Here is a 17969-nt window from a genome sequence, read left to right as displayed (position 1 = left end):
ATATTTAAAGGTATGAGCTCTAAGTTAAATACAAGCTCAGGTTCATTAGGTACGTGCTTCGGTTTAGGTTCTTCTTCAAATATGAGGTTTATAACAACATCTACCTTAGGGAATAGCGATTTTCCATCTTTCTTCTCTAGTAATATTAGAATTAGCTTTTTTTTCTTCAAGCCCCTTTTTCCTCTCTTCTAGTTCTTTCTGTTTTTGCTTTAATTCTTCTATACGTTTTGCATGATTATCTATTTTTTCTTCTGTACTCTTTGTTTGCTGCTCGAAAAAATCCTGTACTTGTCTGCTTTGAACTTTTTTCTTTAACTCTTCATCAAAAGAAAGCGGTTTATTTCGTACAGGCTGTCCTAAATCAGAATGTATTAGATCGTCAAAATTTTCTCTAGAAGCTAACGGTTTTTTTACTGGTATCAGGTATTTGAGGATCATGTTTTCGTAAATCTTTTGTAATTTCTTGTATATTTTTATGAAGTTCTGTAATCAACGCCACTTTACCTCTCACAAGTTAATTGATTTTAAAGATATAGTAATTAAACCTCGTTTATAGCTTCAACGCAAGCAAAAGTTGCTATTTTTAGTATTTCATTAGCTGTTGCTGCAGCTTGAAGTATTTGAACGGGTTTTTCAAAACCGTTTGTTATAGGACCTATAAAGCTGTTTGACGAAAATTCTTGTAACAACTCAGTAGAAATAGCAGCTGAATTTAAACCAGGCATAATTAATACATTTGCAGATCCTGATAATCTACAAAATTTATATAATTTACGTAAATCACCATCTAAAGCCACTTTAACCGACATCTCTCCGTCATATTCAAAATCTACCTTCATGCCGCTCAGCTCTTCTTTGTCCTTGCTAAAATTATCTAGTATATTTACTGCTTCACGAATACGAGCTGTTTTTGCCTTAGAAGAATTACCGAATGTTGAAAAAGAAAGAAGTGCAACACGAGGCGTGATTCCCATATTTTTAGCAATTTCTGCAGTTTGGGTTGCTATTTGTGCAAGTTCCCAACTGTTTGGATATTCTGTAATACAATTATCGGCAATAATAATATTATTATCTTTAGCAATCATAATTGAATAGCCAAGGATTCTACGATTAGTTTTTGGTGAAATGACTTTCATGATATCTTCTAAACTATCGATATAACTTTGCGTAACACCGGTTAGAAGAGCATCACCGTCACCGCATGCTAACATACAAGCAGCGAAAATATTCTTATCAGTTTTAACAAGCTTTGCACAATCACGGTATAAATAACCTTTTCTCTGAAGTTTTTTATATAAATAATCAGTATATTTCTCTAAACTATCGCTTAAGGCCGCATTCATTATTTGAATTCCGTCTAAGCTAATATCTTGACCTATCTTTTTTAACATAGCCTCAATTCGTTCAACACGACCAATTATAATCGGATGACCGTATTTCTTGTCTCGCATCATAAGAGCGGCAGAAATTACTGCTTCTTCTTCACCTTCAGCAAAAACAATCCGTTTAAGCGGTGCATTATGAATTTTTTCAGCTAAGAAATTCATATAGTTAGCAGTAGGATTTAATCTGCTACCTAATTCTTTCTTATATTTACCTATACTAAAATCTTTAACCCTAGCAACGCCGCTTTCTATTGCAGCAACGGCAACCGCCGCTGCTACTACGGTAATTAAACGAGGATCAAACGGTACAGGAATGATATATTCCTTACCAAAAACCATCTTACGCCCTGAATAAGCTTTATACACCTCTTCCGGTACAGGTCTACGGGCTAAATCTGCAATGGCTTTTGCTGCAGCTATTTTCATTTCCGTATTAATAGTCTTAGCTCTTATATCTAATGCTCCTCTAAAAATATAAGGAAATCCCATAACATTATTAATCTGATTATTATAATCAGATCGCCCTGTTGCTATAATCGCATCATCGCGTACAAGTTTTATATCTTCTGGAGTAATTTCCGGATCAGGGTTAGCCATAGCAAAAATAATCGGATTACTTGCCATTCTACTCACCATATCTTTAGTTACTGCCCCTTTTACCGATAACCCTATAAATACATCAGCGTTATTTAAGCTTTCCGCTAAAGTTCTAAACTTGGTATCACTTGCATATAGCTCTTTCCATTTATTCATACCTTCTAGGCGTCCTTTGTAAACAACGCCTTTAGTATCACATACAATAATCTTTGATTTATCAGCTCCAAGAGCAATTAATAAATCAATGCAAGCAATAGCTGCTGCACCTGCTCCGTTAACTACGATTTTTAAATCTTCAAGCTTGCGATTAGTAAGATACGCAGCATTTATTAGCCCTGCGGCGGTAATAATCGCTGTTCCATGCTGATCGTCATGAAAGACCGGTATATCCATTAAAGATTTTAATTTTTCTTCTATAATAAAACATTCCGGAGCTTTAATATCTTCAAGATTAATACCCCCAAAACTATAACTGAGATACTTCACGGCATTAATAAATTCTTCAGGGTCTTCCGTATTCACTTCCAAGTCAATTGCATCAATATCAGCAAATTTTTTGAATAGTACCGCTTTACCTTCCATCACCGGTTTTGAAGCGGCAGCTCCTAAATTACCAAGCCCAAGTACGGCAGTACCGTTAGAGATTACGGCAACTAAATTACCGCGAGCAGTATATTTATATACATCCTCTAAATTTTTAGCAATTTCAAGGCAAGGAGCCGCAACCCCTGGGGAATAAGCAAGTGATAAATCTTGCTGAGTAACTAAAGACTTTGTTGCAGAAATAGCGATCTTACCAGGCTTATCTTTTTCATGATATTCAAGGGCCTCAGCATAATTTATTTTATTCATTTCATCCATTTTAGAAATTCCTGTTTTATTTGTTTGTTTTAGTTTTTCGTCATTGCGAGCAGACGCAATAGGCATCGACGAAGCAATCTCAGGCAACATTCCTGAGATTGCCACGCTCCTTTCAGTCGCTCGCAATGACGTGGTAAATTCACCCCATTATATACATAATAATTGATATAGTAATTACCGAGAAAAAAGTAGTAAATGTTATAATCGACGCCATAGAATCAGGATCACCGTCAAGTTGACGAGATAAAACATAAGCCGTACTCGCACATGGAAGGCAGCTATATAATATTCCTACCGATCTATCTAATCCGTCAATAGACATTAACCATAGTACTACTACACTAACTAGAGGAAATGCAACTAATTTAACAAAGCTTGTAAACATTACATTATGTAAAAGCTCTTGTCTAATAGTAAAATTAAGCCCTGCCCCAACATTTAGCATACCGATAGCTAAAGCGGCATTAGAAAGGCTATCTAACGTTTTCTTAATCCCTAAATGTAATTCAAGATTTGAGTAATTAAAAACGAATCCTACTAAACTTGCGATAATTAACGGATTACGCACAATTAATTTCATCATTAAAACAAAACTAGTGCTAATAGTATTAGTCACGGATTTATTAGGGATATAATAAGCGAAAATCATTACCGATAAAATATTGGTAAAAATAATCATATAAGAAGAAATAATGGCAACGATTGAAAGTCCGCTAGAACCAAGCAAGGGGCTACTTACCCCAAAAAAAATGTAGCTATTATAACGAATCGATCCTTGAAAAATGGAAGTAAATTGGACTTTATCTATGTTGTATTTTTTTTGGTAAATTATAAGACCGATTGATACAAGAATAGTGGATATAATAAGAGCCACTACTAATTTAATTATGGGTGCAATGCTTAAATCGGCAGTAGATACGTAACTAAACAACATGGCAGGAAATAGTACAAAATACGATAATTTCTCAATACCACGCCAAAATTCTTCTGAAGTTAACCATTTATTTTTGATAATACTACCAAGCAGCGTAATTAAAAAAATAGGTAACGTACTACAAAAAATTTCATTCATTTGTTAATAGTTTTTATTTTAACGTCATTGCGAGGAGCGAAGCGACGTGGCAATCTCGTCCAACTTCCTGAGATTGCCACACTCACTTCGTTCGCAATGACGCTTAGATACCCATGCGGGCATGATATATAGGCTACAACTGCCCTTCAACCAGCTTTTTCATTTCCTGCACTCCGTAAAGCTTTATAAAAGTCCCAAGTCTTGGACCTTCATTCTGTCCAAGCAATATTTGATATAAATCTTTGAAGTAATCACGCAGATTTTCATATCCTGCTTTCATTCCTATATCATATATTGCTTTCTGAATTGCTTCAGCTTCGGTTTGATCAGCTATATCAGATAACATATCTAATATATCCTGCAAAATAACCTTATGCTTTTCAGAAGGAGATAAATATGATTTATGTGCTTTAATAAAGTCATTATAATATCTTATAGCAAATTCTGCTAAATGGTCAAGATAAGGGTTAGTATTTGGAGTTGCGTTTGGCTCATATTTGCTAATAAATCCCCAAAGCACCGATTTATCCGAAGGATTACACACAGAAGTAAGATTTAAAAGCAACGAATAGGTAATTCCAAAAGTCTCAATTTTTGGTACATTTCCGTGATGGATGTGATAAACGGGATTTGCAAAACGCTTTGCCCTGTCCTCTTCTAAATGATATTTCTGGTTAAAAGTAATATATTCATCAACATTTTTAGGAATTACATCAAAAAACAAACGCTTAGCTCTAGTCGGATTTTGATACATAAATAATGCCATACTTTCAACAGGAGCATATTTAAGCCAATCATCAATGCTAATACTATTACCTTTTGATTTTGATATTTTCTCACCGTTTTCATCTAAGAATAACTCATAACATAACTGCACCGGCGGCTTTCCTCCTAGGATTCGGCAAATTTCCGAATAAAGACGAGCATTTGCCAAATGGTCTTTGCCGTACATCTCATAATCGACTTTAAGCGCAGCCCAACGCATACCAAAATCCGGCTTCCACTGTAATTTGCAATGCCCTCCCGTTACCGGTACTTCTATATAATTACCGGCTTTGTCTTTATACGTTACAGTGCCTGCTTTAGCATCCCATTTCTCTATAGGTACTTGCAGTACCTTACCTGTTTTCGGACATATAGGCATGAAAGGTGAATAGGTAGCCTTGCGCTCTTCTCTAAAAGTCGGTAGCATTAGCTCCATTATCTCGTCATATTTCTCAAGCACCATTATCAGCATCTCATCAAACATACCAGCTTTATAACAGTTAGTACTGCTATAAAATGCATACTCAAAGCCGAATTTATCAAGGAATGAGCGAAGCTTTGCATTCATATAATGCCCATAACTTTCACATTCACCGAATGTATCAGGGATAGAAGTAAGCGGCATATCCATATACTGTGCCACCATTTCAGGATTTGGGATATTGCTAGGTACTGTACGAAGCCCGTCCATATCATCGGAAAAGCAAATTAGTTTAGTCGGAATATCGGATAATTGCTCAAATGCTTTCTGTACCATCACCATACGGGCATTTTCACCAAAAGTACCGATATGAGGTAAACCTGAAGGACCGTAACCCGTTTCAAATAATACATACCCCTTCTCAGGAATTTGACCGTTTAAGCTATCTAATATCTTCTTAGCCTCAACAAAAGGCCACGCGTTTGACTTAATAGCATCTTCCCAAATTTCTGACATTGATTTTTCTTGCGCTTTAATTAATAATCAGTGACAATATACTAAATTTATTTATTTGTAAAATATCAAATTAAACACCGTCATTGCGAGGAGCGAAGCGACGTGGCAATCTCATCAAACTTCCCGAGATTGCCACGCTCCTGGCAGTCGCTCGCAATGACATTAAGAACAAAAAAAACATGCCATTTAATACTATTATAAATTACATCAGAAAAGATAGCTATAAAGTTCTACATTTAGGACTGATCGCAATTTCTATAATAGCACTTTCTACCGCTTATATTGCTGAATATATATTCCATTATACACCCTGTCCTTTATGCGTTTACGAACGATTTCCCTATTTAACCCTAATCAAAATTTGCTTAACTGCTTTAATCATCCGACAGTTAAGTAAGTATACTTTAATATTCATTCTCCTAACTATCCTTAGCTCTTGTATATTATCAACCTATCATAGCTTCGTAGAAAGAGGCATAGTACAACCAAGTGCTCTTTGTTCATCAATGCTTCATATCCCGAAAGGCTTGTCTATACAACACATCAAACAAATGTTCTACTCGCAGCCAATCACGTCCTGCATGAAACCCGCCATCAAAATCTTTGGTATTTCTATGACAGAGTATAATCTACTCTTAAATATCGGTCTTCTAATCTGTTTACTCCTCGTTTGGTTTTATCCAAAATCTAATAAATAGTTAAAAAATTAACTATTGGATTGCAGAAATTCAAAATATTATGTATAATGTTCGCACGACAAAATAATATTTAAACATAAAGGAATATTTATATGATGAATCAACCAACAAATAATGCTAATTACAGACTTCCAGACGGTAGTACGGTTTTACATAATGCAGCAACGTATAGGGAATGTAAATAATGTTAGACTTTTACTTTCACAAGGTGCCGATGTTAATGCTTTAGATGCTAAAGGAAAAAAACTATAGATTATGCATCTAAACCAGAAATTAAAGAAATACTAACTGATGCTAATGCACGCTCAGCACTACCTGAATTCAAAGCAGAACAAAAGCTTGCTGAGATGAAGAAAAATATTAAAAATGAGGATGATAAAAATAAAATTATCAACGGATTAATTATGAATCCTGAATTTTATTCTGATATAGATGATGTTACAAGAGAGAAATTAATAGAAAAACTTTTTAATTATAATTTAACGATAATAATCCAGTAATAGCTCCGGTAGCAGCACCGGCACCAGTAACAACCACTACTTCTACAGAAATAGCAGCAGAGGACAATGTACGTGCACCAAACCCTGAAATATATGACACCTTAATTGAAGCTGAAGACAACCGTACACCGTTTAGTATAGCAGCCTCAGCTGGAAATGCAAATATTGTTCAAAAATTAATTTAGCAAGGTCATAATGTCAATGCTAAGGATGAACAAGGAAATACGGCATTATTTTATGCAAGCACTAAAGAAATAGCTAAAATTTTATTAGACAAAGGGACAAGTTTTGAAGTTGAGCATAAATATCTATACTCACCTATACATTATGCGGCAACAATAGGAAATAAGAAGCTTTTTACTTAAAAAAAATGTGGATGTTAATACTAAAGATGGAAAGGGACGTATACCTATAAATTATGCAACTTATTCTAAACAGCACGAAATAACTCAAATTTTATTACAACCCGGCAGTGAAATTGATACAGTAGACAATTATGGCGGCACACCTTTTTTCTATTTGCTACTAAAGCATGAATCAGGTCAAAATAAAACGTTACTGGACTTCTTTTTAAATAATAACGTTAATCTTAAGATGAATGCGTGTGGTGAGTCAATTTTTAATCACGCACTAACATCAAGAGATAAATGGTTACTTGAGAAGTTAATATCTAAAGGTGCTGATATAGGACGACAAGGCGTTCTATTGCATAATCCATTCGATCACAGTATAGCAGAACTTGTAAAGATAGGTGTTGATAAAGAAAAGATAATTCTCATATTAATGAGCAATTAAAAATTAACACCATACAAAAATACTTGGGTGCAAAATCAGCTAACAATTATAAAGACATGGATGTTAATGATTATAATTACGATTTACCGGATGAAGAAGGGTTTGAAAAAATACACACGAAAAATTATTAAAAGATGTTATGCAACGTCTTAAAAACGGTGAAGATAAAGATGGCATTATTAATACATTAATTGAGATTAGTATTAATGAAGATACAAGAACAGAGTTAATAGAAAAAGTTTTAAATTATAATGTTTGTAGAAGTCAAGATTTGATCTTACAGACACTATAAATTTTGCACCTGATTGTCAGTTAAATTTTGACTGTCAGAGACGTATTCAAGATACAAGATTTCATTATTCTTTTCAACAGCTAATTTTCTACTATCCTTAAAAGTTTGCATAGGAGTTTTTCCATAACAATATTTTCCTGAATGTGGTCGCTCATTATTGAAATGCTCTAACCAAATATCAAGATCTAATTGTAAATCATCAAGATCTGTATAAATCTTTTTCCGCATAGCTGTATAAAAGAATTCTTGTTTCATGGTTTTATTAAAACGCTCACACATACCATTTGTTTGGGGAGAATATGTCTTAGTTGTAGTATGCTCTATACCTTCGATACTTAGAAACAACTCAAAAGCATGATGCTCTATATTCCCCTTATATTCTGACCCACGATCTGTAAGAATACGAAGTATTGGTATCCCTTGGGTCTCGTACCATGGTAACACGCGGTCATTAAGCATATCAGCAGCAGTTAAAGCTGTTTTATCAGTATATAGTTTAGCATCAGCTACCCTAGTATAGCTATCAATAAATACCTGAGAATAAACCTTACCTATACCTTTGAAATTACCTACATAATACGTATCCTGACATCCTAGATAACCTGGATGCTGCGTCTCAGTTTCTCCATGAGCTTCTCTTTCATTACGACGCTCCTCTAGCACTTGTAATTGAGATTCAGTAAGAACAATACCATCCTGAGCCATCTTTGCTTCTAATGCTTAAAGCCTTTTACTGATATTGTTTAAATCATTACGTAACCAAATTGATCGCACTCCTCCAGGCGATACAAGTATACCGCTCTTCTTAAGCTCATTTGATACTCTTAGCTGACCATATGCTGGATATTCTATTGCCATATCCATTACTGCTTTCTCTATCGCTGGATCAACTCTATTCGCTATTATTGGCTTTCTTCGACTAATTTCATATAATGCCTCTTCGCCACCAGTTTCATACAGTGCTTTAAATCTGTAATAACTATCTCTACTATAGCCCATCGCTTTACATGCTGATGATATGCTACCAAGACTCTTAGCTAGTTCTAGTAACCCTATTTTTGGCTTTATTATTTTTTGATTTAAGTTCATTTTTCATCTCCATTTAATAATTAATTTATTTTACTAAATATAAGATATAATCTCAACTATTACAAAATCGTGAGTTATTTCTTTAATATTCAATTTTTCAGGAGTTGGATGATATATAGGCTCTTTAGATTGAGTATGTTTAGAATGTGCTATTGCAAATTTTGTACGAGGTCTTATTAGTTCATTCTCTTTTCCTATACCTTTCTGTTTTTCTTCCTCCCATTTATCCTATCCCGCCGGTGATGTCCAGTATCTTGTTGTTTTACTATCAAAGCCTTTTTCAAATTTGTTTATTAAATTTTTGGTACTATTCTCTTTAATTTCTTTACCTCGATTTTCAAACTCAAAATTTTTCTGAGGAGTTATATAGTCAGATTGAGTATTTTCATGTTGTTTTTCTACAGTATGTTTCTTTTCTTCTGTCCAGTATTTTTTGATTTTGCTGTCAGAGTCTGCTTCAAATTTTGCTATTCTATCTTTTATACCGGTAACTGCTCCTGTAGATATTTTAGGTTGATCTTGGGTTGATTGCTTAATATGTTTCGGAGATGTATTTTTAGATAATTCATAAGTCAAAGATTCTAAATTAGATAAATTCTTTTAAACTTTTTCTATATTGGAATTTAAATATTCTATTTCGGGTCCTTGATATTCCATTATATTTTTTAATGTGGTATTAATTTCTACAAAAGATGCTTTAATCTCTTTATTAAATTTATCATCATTATTACTTATCTTACTACAATTAGTAGAAATTTTTTGAAGTTTATCCACTATATCATTAATTCTCTCATCTTGTTGAGAAGTCGATACCATACTTGCTAAAAATTCACTTCTTCCTAAATTTCTATTAACATTATTTCAATATAGAGGTATGGTAGAGGCTTTAGTATAATCTTGTGGAAATTTATCGATCTCTTCTTTAAACCTCTTTAAGAACTTTATTGTATCATCGAATATAGGATGAGTATTCCAGGAAAGAGCAGGAGGAGTTGGTATTGCTTCCTGCATTGGATGAGTTATTGCCTCAACTTGTTTCGGGGATGTATCTTTAGATAGCTTTTCATTTTGTAGCTCAGATATATAATCATCTACTGCTTCTTTTAATTTATCTGAAACGGCACTATTTTGGGCAGGAGGCAGTATTCCGGTGTCATCCCACTCTAAATCAGTATCAGTAGTTAGCATTCCAGTATCATCCTGCTCTAAAGCGATATTATCGCTTCTACGCTCCTCACGAGGATCAGTTAGCTTATAGTAATTTTTATTTAGTAAACGAGGAACACGTGAATTGTCGCTCTTTTCATATTCCTTAATTTCTTCAAATATACCTAGTGTCTTATAAATATTATCTATTTCTTCTTGAGTAAGTCTTTCATTGCTTACTTCTTTTTGTTGGATAGATTTTTGTAGTTCTTTTGTTACCGTTAACTTATCTTTTGCTATATTTGAATTTGATAAAATTTTCGCTTGTACTAAATCAAGAGCTTCAATTAAATTAGTAGCGCTGCTTTTTCCAAATGTGGTAGATAATTCTTCTTGACTTGAGGCTATTCCTGAGTCAATAGAAGAAGCTCTAGAAACGGTATTAGATTGAGGATTAATATTTGCCTGTTGTACATAAGATTTGCCGGTATCTATTAATATTTTATCAGTGAATTGTGCTAGTTCATTGAATGAATTTTCTAGTTTTGCAAAAAGTTCTGTTGAGGAATGTACTATTGTCGGTGATAACTGAGGTATAGAATCTTCAGGTATAGTTTCTAAAGAAGGAGAATATTTACCTGTTTCTTTTTGTAGTAACGATTCATTTTGCTTGATTAAATTTGATATAAATTTATTTGCTAATTCTTCAGATAATATATCAATCTTGTTATTGTTATTACTTCTGGCATATAAGACTAGAGCCTCCTTTATATTTTGCGAGATATTATCTTAACAACATCTTATATTGTAAATCTAAAAGTAATTTTTATTTACTGATATACTTTTTTGCTGAGTATATTTTTAGAAGCTTCTATAAGTTCTTTTTCCCCTGTCGCTTCTTTATTTTTTAACTTCTCAAATAAATTTTGTAAACCATCTGAAAAATCCCAGGCATTATCAAGGTATAAAAATTTACTTCTTATAATCTCGTGCGCTTTTTGATTGGACGCTTGTTGCACTTTTTGTTTCTCTTGCATTACTCCTAGAATGATATTTTTATCTAATGAATTAATCACATCATAAAAATTTTTCATTTCATATAATTTTTCTCTAGGCTCTTTTATTTTTTGTAATCTCTCTCTGTAATTCTTGAAATTTATCCAATTCATGTTGTTCAAGAAAAAATCCCTCTATTTTTGTATTTTTAGTATTAGGGCTTTCTCCGCTACTCAGGATTTTATTTCTAGCTGCCTGTAATCTAGATGGTTGATGAGCGTTGATATTATTAATCAAACCTAAAATTTCTTTTGATGTCTTAGTAAATTCTTCATTATTAGTTGGATTTTTGATTGTTCCTTGAAATGCTTCCCTTAACTTGATTATTTCTTCTTTAAGGCTAAGTTCTACTTTTTGTTGACCGTGTGTTATAGCTTGTTCGTTTTTTTGTGAGGTAAGTACTTTTTTATCTTGCTTTATATTTAAGCTCTTTTCCCCTACTTTCTGAACAACTTCTTCCATCAATTGCAATAGATTAATATTGCCCTTTATTTCTAGTTCTTGCTCATTAGTGATCGGTAATGAATTACTTAGTCTTAATAATGCTGAAAAATCTGAAGGGGATATTAGGACATCAAGTTGAGCCTTTGTTTTTCTACCTTTTCCGTCTTCCTTAAAGCCTTCAACTTTACCAATACTAATAGGTAGATTTTTTAAATAAATTTCTTTACTAGCACCCTGTATATTTTTATCATTTGTTACTTTGAAGTTAGCTTGTTGTTGAGAAACATACGGTCCCAGCGTTCTAGGGTCTATTTTGTTTATTAGAGCTTCTATAAAATTAGTTGTACGTGTTATAGCTAGTTTATCTGTTTCTAAAATATTATTTAAATTAGTATTTTTTATTAAATAAAGATTTCTTATTAGCCGGTCTAATTCATTCTTATGTTTCATAATTTCCCTCTATTAATAAAAATAAACCAAAATGTAATACCATTTATGTTCAATTAACAATACTAATAATTAGTATTAATTCAATATTTTAAATCTTGTTGCATTTGTGCTTCAATAATATGATTTTATCATTTCTTTTATCGTCTCAATGAGTTTTTTAACTCCCTCGACTGATTTATCAAATAGTGCTTTTTCCTCTGCGGTTAACTGCAGTTCTATTACTTTTAGAACACCTTCTTTACCGATCATAATAGGCACTCCGACATATAAATCATGTACGCCGTACTCACCTTGTAAATGAGCGGCACAAGTTAGAATCTGACGTTTATCTTTTAAATATGACTCAAGCATTTCTATTGCTGAGGCTGCGGGAGCATAATAAGCAGAACCTGTTTTAAGTAATGCAACAATCTCACCACCGCCGTTTCTAGTACGATCGATTATTTTTTCAATATTTTCATTACTTGATAAACCCATTTTTATCAAGTCAGGTATCGGCACGCCTGATATTGTAGAATATCTTGCAAGAGGTACCATAGCATCGCCGTGACCGCCGAGAACCATGCTATTAACATTGCTAACCGATACTTTAAACTCTTCAGCAAGAAAAAGATTAAATCTTGATGAGTCAAGTACTCCTGCCATACCGATTACTTTATTGTGAGGCAATCCGCTTTCTTTAAGCATGACATATACCATAACATCAAGTGGATTGGTAATTACTATTACAAAGGCATCAGGAGCGTATTTTTTAACATTTGCTGCAACCGTTTTCATAATACCGGTGTTAATGCTAATTAAATCGTCTCTACTCATCCCTGGTTTTCTTGGTAAGCCGGCAGTAATAATTATGGCATCAGATCCTTCAATATCTTTATAGTCGTTTGTGCCTTTTATTTTGATATCAGACCCGGCTATTGTACCGGCTTGCATGAGATCCAATGCTTTTCCTTGCGGTACTCCTTCAGTCACATCAAATAACACGATATCGCCGAGTTCTCTAAGGCTAATTAAGTGAGCAAGTGTACCACCTATGTTACCGCTACCTATTAATGAGATTTTTGGATTTTGTTTCATTACTCCCTCTACAAATATTAAATATGCCTATTACTATATTACAAATAGATTCAAGAAAAAAGAATTTTTAAATTATATTGTTAATTGGTTAATTCATAAAAATTAACCATTCACATTGACGTTATTAAAATATATTAATATAATGTCGAGTCAAAAATACCATGAAACATGGAATTTTAATAAAATAACTAAAAAAATAATTATGCCTAAAATTTCTAAGTTAATAAATATTTTTAAATCTTGTATAGGAAAGGGGAGTAATGCAAAAGAATGTAAAACCGCTCCAGAAATGTTTCATGATTTACGCATTAATATTAACAATAGTCTTAATAGTAAAACAGTAAAGACGTTAGTTTTGATACGGTAGATAGCCCAGAAAACAAAAGTACCCTACATTATGTAACTGACTTAGCAGACCTTAAAGAGTTACTGCAAAAAGGTATTGATCTTAATATACAAGATGAGAATGGTGATACTGCTTTAGAGGTTACAGGTAATTTTAAAAAAGCCAAAATGTTACTTGAATATGTCGTAACTTAGTAGAAAACAAAATTATTCTTTCACTATTAATGCATAACAATGCTAATACTAATTTTACAAAAGCAAATTTAGTAAGACAATGTAAAGAACCGTATGAAGAGGCAGAGCGGTTAATAAAACAAATTGAAAAAATAGAGAGCTTAATATATCAAAGTAAAGAAGTAGAGACGTTAAGAATATATGTTGACAGATTACAGAGCTTAAAAAATAAATATGAAAAAGCAAAGGATAGTAGCCAAGCTGTTTTAAAAATAATATTAGATTATATTAAAAATCAATAGAGTGATGGTTTAAAAGCTCAACTTGTTATTATTGTCAAAATCTAGGGTTAATCAAAAATTATTCGGAAGTAGCTCAAGAAAATGCAGTATATAAGTGTTTGGATGAGGCTTTTGATTTGCTTGATCAAGGATTAATAGGAGAGGATGTTCAAAATACAGTAGTTTGATTCATAGCATCAAGCAATTTTTGAAAAGCACTGGTCATTTCTGTTCAGCATTGTATACATGGATCGTTTTATATCATTCCCGCGTAGGCGGAAATCTAGTAAAACCTATAAAAAATTTGTTTTTTAGGTTTATTTTTTTAATAAATAACTTCTATATCGATATTTGAAGTTATTGTGCTAGATCCCCGCTTTCGGGCCTTGTTGTGTGGATCAGTTTTCCCGATGTCAATCCCGCGACTTGATCGCGGGATCCAGTGAAAAATACTAGAATTATTAGTATTTTTTATTGTTTTTATGGATCCCGTGGTCAAGCCACGGAATGACACAGGGGATTTTACTGGTCTACGCAACAATATTGAGCTACGAATGACATCGTACGCCTTTTCTGAGTTATGCAACAACGCCTACGTAGCTCATGAAGATTATAGGTATCAACGCAAGCAAGCCTTCGCAGGAATGGATATCCTTATCAACGTTGTATCATCTTATTATAATATTTTGATAAAACTTTCACGCCATATAGCCATAATAGACATACGATAATAAAACTAAACATCAATAAACCGGCTATGTCGTTATGTATGGCGTTCGGGAAAATACTAAAGGATATGAATTGAATAATAGCACCTATTGATTTACCGATTTTAGCACCCATAACATCAACTGCAGCTTTACCTTTGGTCTTCATTTCACTATCGAGCGGAATATATACCATTTCTTTGGTAGCATCAAAAAGTGAATATTTTACGGATTTAGAAAGTACATGCCAAAGTCCGCCGATAAAAACTATAACGACAAGCGGTGCACTATAGCCGAGAGTATTTACGATATTTCCTAGGTGATTTTCAAAAACCGTGAATGAAAAGAACATAACACCTGCTCCAAACATCATAATCGGTGTTATAATAGCTCCCCAAAACCAGCCGCATATTCTAATTAAACTACTGCCTAAAAACGCACTAACTAACGTGAGTATTCCCGTCCAAAAAAACACTTTACCGTGATAGGCTATAAAATCCTTTGTAGCGGGATAGAGTTGCTTTACTTTGGACATCCATAATCCTTCTATTAGGCTAATACTCATAGAATAAGACATTACAAGAAGACAAATAAAACCGAGATATCTAGAAGTTAATATTACTTTTGCACTGTCGACCAAGCTTAATTTTAATATATCCGTTCTTTGGTTTTTAAATTTAATATTTTTGTCAGCTTCTACGACTGATTTATCAATAAGTTTATGAAGAGCTAGACAAATTAATCCGGATATTAAAATAACCGTAATAAATGATTTTAAAAGAATTTCATTTGTATTGTTTAGATGAGAAAATAAAGGTAATAAGAAATGCTCACTCTTAGCAAAATAAATAATTACGGTTCCTGAGATGAGTAAATTAGTTTGTCCGAATAAAGTAAAAAATGAGTAAAATCTTGGTGCTTCTTCGACTTTAGTAATTTTATTTGCAAGCTGCCAATATAAAAGCGTAAAGACTATAACCGGCCATAACTCTCCCATAATATAAAATAATACCAAACTCCACTGTCCCCAAATTATTAAAAACCATTTTAAGTGAGGAAGAACAGTGATATAGTGCTTAATTAATTCGGGATCGGGATGAAAAAACTCTCTGTACGGAAATAAAATAAAACCAAAAATTGCGAAGAAAAATAAAAAAGTACCGGTAATTATCCTAAAAACTTGCTCTGTTGTCATAATATTACAGAGTTTAGAATAAAAAATAACAAATAAAATTCCCATCGGCATTTCGCCCCAAAGTTTGATAAAACTCAATACTTCCGAACTAATTAAGGTAACAACAAAACTATCTTTAATACTACGAACTAAGTTTTGATTAAGTAGAATAAAAAACATTAGTAAAGCCATCGGGATGAACTTGGTTAATTCATACGATCTAATCGGCCATACTATATGCCTAAATTTACTGTTTCTGGCTTTATTCCAAATTGTGAAATTAGAATCCACGCTATCCATTGATTTACTATGAGCTTATTTTTTTAGTACCGGATAGTTTTTAAAAATGTTATGTTTTTGCAAGGCTTAGAGCTTTATAGGTCATTCCCGCATATGCGGGAATGACCTCAAACGCTTTTTAGAAACTGTCCGGCTATATTATTTTTTATGCACCCTAGACTATAATAAAAACTATGTCAAGATTTTTTAAAATAGTCTCATATATTGTTGTTAATTACATTTGTTATACTCAATCGCTGCTTTAATAAACTGAATAAATAACGGATGAGCTTCAAAAGGTTTAGATTTAAATTCCGGATGAAATTGTACTCCTACGAACCAACGCAGTAGCGGTAGTTCAATTATTTCTACAATCTCTTCATCTTTTGAAAAACCGCTAAATACTATTCCGTGTTTTTCAAAAATATTTTGAAATTCATTATTAAATTTATATCTATGACGATGTCTCTCATTTATTTCAAGGCTTTTATAAGCATTCGCTGCAATGGTACCTGCGACCAAACTACAAGGATAAGAGCCGAGCCTCATAGTCTTTTTTACATTTTCAATTGTTATTTTTGAGTCTTCACAGTTTTTATTTATTTTCTCAATAATTTTTGTACCGTCTACTTTAAATTCTTCCGTTACTGCATCTTTAATACCGATTAAATTCTGAGCTATTTCGATCGTCGCAAGTTGCATACCGAAACATATTCCAAAAAAAGGTATGTTATTAGTACGGGCATATTTTATTGCTATAATTTTTCCTTTAGTTGCCCGTTCTCCAAATCCACCTGGTACTAAAATCCCATCTATATCTAATAATTTTTTATTAATATTCTCTTCAGTTAGATTTTCAGCATTTATCCATACTAAATCAATTTTGTATTTGTAATAAATACCTGCATGATCAAGTGCCTCGATTACTGATTTATAAGCATCTTTTAATTTATGATATTTAGCTATTATAGCGATTCTTACTTTTGAATTAGAATCTTTTAGCCTATTAATTATATCATGCCATTTATCTAATTTAGATGGCATGATATTAATATTAAAAAATTTTAATACTTTATTATCAAGACCTGAATTATGATATGCAATCGGTACTAAATATATATTTTTTTGATCTATTGCCGGAACAACATACTCAGATTCTATATTACACAATAAAGATATTTTATCTATTTCGCCTTTTGAAATGTTACGTTCTGCACGACACACTAGTATATTAGGTGAAATACCTATAGCGCGTAATGCTTTAACTGAGTGTTGGGTAGGTTTTATTTTTAATTCACGGGCGGTTTTAACATAAGGTAATAATGTTAAATGAATAAATAAACAATTTTCGCTTTTTAATTGGTTACCAATTTGCCTTATAGCTTCAAAAAACGGTAGACCTTCAATATCACCGACTGTACCGCCTATTTCACAAATAATAAAATCAACACCCTTGGTGTTTGAAAGTATAAAATCTTTTATTATATTTGTAACATGCGGGATGACTTGAACAGTAACGCCGGCGTAATTTCCTAAACGTTCATCTTTAAGTAATTTTGAGTATATCGCACCTGTTGTGATGCTATCAAATTTGCATGCGGAAACTCCGGTAAAACGTTCATAATGTCCAAGATCTAGATCGGTTTCTGCTCCGTCATCGGTTACATATACCTCACCATGTTCGTGAGGATTCATAGTTCCCGGGTCAATGTTAAGATAAGGGTCTAGTTTTCGTACACTTACTCTAAAACCTTTCGCTTGCAATAGCATAGCAAGAGATGCTGCCGTTAGACCTTTACCGAGTGATGACACAACGCCGCCGGTAACAAAAATGAAATGTACCAT

Annotated in this window: 16 protein-coding genes and 3 pseudogenes; 6 read left to right on the top strand and 13 right to left on the bottom strand. The window is 33.0% G+C overall.

Annotated elements, in window-relative coordinates; all coding sequences use genetic code 11:
- Window positions 1-105: 105 nt before the first annotated feature.
- The 4 genes from RPR_RS08310 to RPR_RS06080 all read right to left on the bottom strand — a co-directional run bounded on the left by RPR_RS08310 (window position 106) and on the right by RPR_RS06080 (window position 5617).
- Window positions 106-438, bottom strand: coding sequence for a hypothetical protein (locus RPR_RS08310; protein ID WP_228368830.1), 333 nt, complete (start codon window positions 436-438; stop codon window positions 106-108).
- A gap of 101 nt (window positions 439-539) precedes the next feature.
- Entirely contained in the window at window positions 540-2843 is a 2304-nt protein-coding gene (locus tag RPR_RS06090; protein WP_012736932.1) for an NADP-dependent malic enzyme, read from the bottom strand.
- Window positions 2844-2982: 139 nt separating this feature from the next.
- Window positions 2983-3915, bottom strand: a complete 933-nt coding sequence (locus RPR_RS06085) for an AEC family transporter (protein ID WP_012736931.1) — start codon at window positions 3913-3915, stop codon at window positions 2983-2985.
- 133 nt (window positions 3916-4048) lie between these two features.
- A complete protein-coding gene (locus RPR_RS06080; RefSeq protein ID WP_012736930.1) occupies window positions 4049-5617 on the bottom strand; it encodes a lysine--tRNA ligase in 1569 nt (522 codons plus the stop codon).
- Between the two features lie 179 nt (window positions 5618-5796).
- Here RPR_RS06080 and RPR_RS06075 point away from each other — a divergent pair, with 179 nt between their 5' ends.
- The 5 genes and pseudogenes from RPR_RS06075 to RPR_RS09225 form a co-directional block, all read left to right on the top strand.
- On the top strand, window positions 5797-6315 hold the full coding sequence (locus tag RPR_RS06075) for a disulfide bond formation protein B (RefSeq protein WP_012736929.1): 519 nt from the start codon (window positions 5797-5799) through the stop codon (window positions 6313-6315).
- Between the two features lie 347 nt (window positions 6316-6662).
- Entirely contained in the window at window positions 6663-6815 is a 153-nt protein-coding gene (locus RPR_RS08650) for a hypothetical protein (RefSeq protein WP_004995953.1), read from the top strand.
- Window positions 6816-7015: 200 nt separating this feature from the next.
- Window positions 7016-7180: pseudogene (locus RPR_RS09940) on the top strand (hypothetical protein); the annotation flags it as partial.
- A 7-nt stretch (window positions 7181-7187) separates the two neighbouring features.
- Entirely contained in the window at window positions 7188-7610 is a 423-nt protein-coding gene (locus tag RPR_RS06065; protein WP_085065738.1) for an ankyrin repeat domain-containing protein, read from the top strand.
- A 23-nt stretch (window positions 7611-7633) separates the two neighbouring features.
- Window positions 7634-7866, top strand: a pseudogene (locus RPR_RS09225) (hypothetical protein); the annotation flags it as partial.
- Window positions 7867-7896: 30 nt separating this feature from the next.
- Here the strand turns inward: RPR_RS09225 and RPR_RS06055 are convergent.
- From RPR_RS06055 to mdh, 7 genes and pseudogenes are all read right to left on the bottom strand, one after another.
- Window positions 7897-8991, bottom strand: a pseudogene (locus RPR_RS06055) (IS481-like element ISRpe1 family transposase).
- Between the two features lie 228 nt (window positions 8992-9219).
- Entirely contained in the window at window positions 9220-9567 is a 348-nt protein-coding gene (locus RPR_RS06050) for a hypothetical protein (RefSeq protein ID WP_085065737.1), read from the bottom strand.
- A gap of 24 nt (window positions 9568-9591) precedes the next feature.
- Window positions 9592-9807: a hypothetical protein gene (locus RPR_RS06045; protein WP_085065736.1), complete on the bottom strand. Its 216-nt coding sequence runs from the start codon at window positions 9805-9807 to the stop codon at window positions 9592-9594.
- 45 nt (window positions 9808-9852) lie between these two features.
- A complete protein-coding gene (locus RPR_RS08295) occupies window positions 9853-10179 on the bottom strand; it encodes a hypothetical protein (protein WP_146603377.1) in 327 nt (108 codons plus the stop codon).
- A 788-nt stretch (window positions 10180-10967) separates the two neighbouring features.
- Window positions 10968-11231, bottom strand: coding sequence for a hypothetical protein (locus RPR_RS06030; protein ID WP_228368829.1), 264 nt, complete (start codon window positions 11229-11231; stop codon window positions 10968-10970).
- A 16-nt stretch (window positions 11232-11247) separates the two neighbouring features.
- Window positions 11248-12087, bottom strand: a complete 840-nt coding sequence (locus RPR_RS09220; RefSeq protein ID WP_228368828.1) for a hypothetical protein — start codon at window positions 12085-12087, stop codon at window positions 11248-11250.
- Between the two features lie 111 nt (window positions 12088-12198).
- Entirely contained in the window at window positions 12199-13164 is a 966-nt protein-coding gene (mdh, locus tag RPR_RS06015) for a malate dehydrogenase (protein WP_012736928.1), read from the bottom strand.
- A 569-nt stretch (window positions 13165-13733) separates the two neighbouring features.
- Between mdh and RPR_RS06005 the strand changes: the two genes are divergently transcribed.
- Window positions 13734-13985, top strand: a complete 252-nt coding sequence (locus RPR_RS06005) for a hypothetical protein (protein WP_014363019.1) — start codon at window positions 13734-13736, stop codon at window positions 13983-13985.
- A 636-nt stretch (window positions 13986-14621) separates the two neighbouring features.
- On the opposite strand, the gene tlc2 is transcribed toward RPR_RS06005, so the two are convergent.
- Both tlc2 and RPR_RS05990 read right to left on the bottom strand, forming a co-directional pair.
- Window positions 14622-16145: a nucleotide exchange transporter Tlc2 gene (gene tlc2, locus RPR_RS05995; protein ID WP_012736927.1), complete on the bottom strand. Its 1524-nt coding sequence runs from the start codon at window positions 16143-16145 to the stop codon at window positions 14622-14624.
- Window positions 16146-16355: 210 nt separating this feature from the next.
- Window positions 16356-17969, bottom strand: coding sequence for a CTP synthase (locus tag RPR_RS05990; protein ID WP_012736926.1), 1614 nt, complete (start codon window positions 17967-17969; stop codon window positions 16356-16358).

Source organism: Rickettsia peacockii str. Rustic, assembly GCF_000021525.1.
GTDB classification, from domain to species: Bacteria; Pseudomonadota; Alphaproteobacteria; order Rickettsiales; family Rickettsiaceae; genus Rickettsia; species Rickettsia rickettsii.
This window is presented reverse-complemented; position numbering and strand designations above follow the sequence as displayed.

Bases quoted from the DNA above. Each gene is read 5' to 3' on its own strand.
- tlc2 (WP_012736927.1), bottom strand. From the start codon at position 16,145: ATGGATAGCGTGGATTCTAATTTCACAATTTGGAATAAAGCCAGAAAC.
- RPR_RS06045 (WP_085065736.1), bottom strand. From the start codon at position 9,807: ATGGTATCGACTTCTCAACAAGATGAGAGAATTAATGATATAGTGGAT.
- mdh (WP_012736928.1), bottom strand. From the start codon at position 13,164: ATGAAACAAAATCCAAAAATCTCATTAATAGGTAGCGGTAACATAGGT.
- RPR_RS09220 (WP_228368828.1), bottom strand. From the start codon at position 12,087: ATGAAACATAAGAATGAATTAGACCGGCTAATAAGAAATCTTTATTTA.
- RPR_RS06030 (WP_228368829.1), bottom strand. From the start codon at position 11,231: ATGAAAAATTTTTATGATGTGATTAATTCATTAGATAAAAATATCATT.
- RPR_RS06075 (WP_012736929.1), top strand. From the start codon at position 5,797: ATGCCATTTAATACTATTATAAATTACATCAGAAAAGATAGCTATAAA.
- RPR_RS06090 (WP_012736932.1), bottom strand. From the start codon at position 2,843: ATGGATGAAATGAATAAAATAAATTATGCTGAGGCCCTTGAATATCAT.
- RPR_RS06080 (WP_012736930.1), bottom strand. From the start codon at position 5,617: ATGTCAGAAATTTGGGAAGATGCTATTAAGTCAAACGCGTGGCCTTTT.
- RPR_RS06085 (WP_012736931.1), bottom strand. From the start codon at position 3,915: ATGAATGAAATTTTTTGTAGTACGTTACCTATTTTTTTAATTACGCTG.
- RPR_RS08650 (WP_004995953.1), top strand. From the start codon at position 6,663: ATGAAGAAAAATATTAAAAATGAGGATGATAAAAATAAAATTATCAAC.
- RPR_RS06005 (WP_014363019.1), top strand. From the start codon at position 13,734: ATGCATAACAATGCTAATACTAATTTTACAAAAGCAAATTTAGTAAGA.
- RPR_RS08310 (WP_228368830.1), bottom strand. From the start codon at position 438: ATGATCCTCAAATACCTGATACCAGTAAAAAAACCGTTAGCTTCTAGA.
- RPR_RS08295 (WP_146603377.1), bottom strand. From the start codon at position 10,179: ATGCTAACTACTGATACTGATTTAGAGTGGGATGACACCGGAATACTG.
- RPR_RS05990 (WP_012736926.1), bottom strand. From the start codon at position 17,969: ATGGTACATTTCATTTTTGTTACCGGCGGCGTTGTGTCATCACTCGGT.